The organism is uncultured Nevskia sp. (assembly GCF_903885465.1).
In the GTDB taxonomy this organism is placed as follows: Bacteria; Pseudomonadota; Gammaproteobacteria; order Nevskiales; family Nevskiaceae; genus Nevskia.
Map to the genome: position 1 here is coordinate 1 of NZ_CAISIQ010000435.1, position 1,765 is coordinate 1,765.

Annotated in this window: 3 protein-coding genes; all 3 read right to left on the minus strand. The window is 65.0% G+C overall.

The genetic code is table 11. From position 1 onward, the window contains the following. The coding region (locus QZY06_RS16850) for a DUF6279 family lipoprotein (protein ID WP_295686226.1) at positions 1-802 on the minus strand (802 nt) is incomplete at its 3' end. A gap of 157 nt (positions 803-959) precedes the next feature. Further along, positions 960-1,127 (minus strand): rubredoxin, encoded by a 168-nt coding sequence (locus tag QZY06_RS16855; RefSeq protein WP_022976369.1) that lies wholly within the window; start codon positions 1,125-1,127, stop codon positions 960-962. A 115-nt stretch (positions 1,128-1,242) separates the two neighbouring features. Further along, the coding region (locus QZY06_RS16860; RefSeq protein ID WP_295686227.1) for a fatty acid desaturase at positions 1,243-1,765 on the minus strand (523 nt) is incomplete at its 5' end.

The following is a 1,765-nucleotide window of genomic DNA, read 5'->3' on the forward strand; positions in this document are numbered from 1 at the left end:
CGAGCACGCGCTCGCGCACACGTTGGCGCTGGGTCGCATCGCAGGCCTGCAGCAGTTCGATCAGCAAGCCGCGATCGCGGGCCGAATCGCGGGCGCTGCGTTCCTGTTCGCGCTCGTCACCGTTGGCGTTCAGGCGGTCGATCAAGCCCGGTTCGTGGCGCGTGGCGAGAACGGTGACGAACTCTTCGAAGGTGGCCAGACGCTGCGCCTTGCGCTGTTCCGGGCTCAGCAGGCTCGGTACGCGGCGTTCCCAGCCGGCTTCGAGCAAAGCTTTCTGGCGATCGTTCAGGTGGCCGGTCCAGCGTTCCAGGTTTTCGCGTTGTTCGCGCAGCCAGCGCTTGCGACGCTCGGCGGGCTTCTCGTCGGCACGGTCGGCTTCTTCATCGTCGATCCGTTCGCGTGTGCGTTTGCTGAACTCGTCGATCTGCTCGTCGCGCAGCGAGGCGAGCAAGCTTGCGGTCGCCGGTTGCGCCTGCTGCCAGAGCCGATCGCCATGCGCCTCGATCTGGCTCATCGCGCGTTCGAGTGCTTCGCGCGGCGCCGGGTCCTGCTCAAACGCGGCGGCGAGGCTGCGCAGATCGGCCGAATACAAGGGCAGCTGGGTGCTGCGATGCCAAGCTTGCAGGCTGCCGAACTCGCGGCGGAAGGCGGCTTTCTGTGTCTTGTCCAGCGACACGTAATCGTCGAGCGTCCACAGCGCCAGGCGATCGAGGTTCTGGTAGGCGAGCTTGAGCCCGGTGCTGCAGCCCGCCAGCGCCAGCAACAGCGCAGTAAGCAGGGACAAGCGCAGCAAACGGGTCATGGGCATCCGGGATCGTGAGCGGCGTTGCGCCAAACGATGGACTGCCGATTGAAGATGAAAGTTCGCGGCGCGACGGGCGCATCCGCGATTACAACGGTTGCCGCGCCGGCCGGACGATCATCGTTGATCGAGTCCGGCAGGCGCGACAGGACAAACTTCAGTCCACCTCGACCATCTGGAAGTCGGCCTTGCCGGCGCCGCAGTCCGGGCAGGTCCAGTCTTCCGGCACGTCTTCCCAGCGCGTCCCCGGCTTGATGCCTTCGTCCGGCACGCCCTTGGCCTCGTCGTAGACGAAATCACAGACCAGACAACGCCACTTCTTCATCGCGAACCCCATCAGATTGGATTAATGAAAGCGGGGCCGCAGCAGGTCGGAATGGGTCAGATCTGCTGCGGCACCGCTCTGTAATGAGCGCGCGCGGTCAGCGCGCCGGGCGCGATTATGCGGTGGCGTTGCGGTACTGCGCCAACACCCGGTCGCGGATCGAGGGTTTGATGTTCGCCCGCGTCATGTCGCCATTGAAGTGAGCGACCACTTTCGGGTTCATCACCCGGAACCACAGCGGCGGGAAATAGGCGAGCAGGATCATGCCGGCGTAGCCGTTCGGCAGGCGCGGCAGATTGTCGAAATTGCGCAGCGTCTGGAACGAGCGCGTCGGGTAGGCGTGGTGATCGGAATGGCGCTGCAGGTGGTAGAGCAGCACATTGGTCGCCAGGTGGTTCGAGTTCCACGAATGATGCGGCTGGCAGCGCTCGTAGCTGCCGTCGGCCTTCCTTTCGCGCTTCAGGCCGTAATGCTCCAGATAGTTGACGACCTCGAGCAGCGCGCCGCCGAACAACCCCTGGAACAGCATGAACGGCAGCGCCAGCCAGCCGAGCCAGGCGACCATCGCGCCGTACAGCAGCACCGTCAGACCCCAGGCCTGCAGGTTGTCGTTGCCGAGCGACCAGACGCTTTTGCCC

Bases quoted from the DNA above. Each gene is read 5' to 3' on its own strand.
- QZY06_RS16855 (WP_022976369.1), bottom strand. From the start codon at position 1,127: ATGAAGAAGTGGCGTTGTCTGGTCTGTGATTTCGTCTACGACGAGGCC.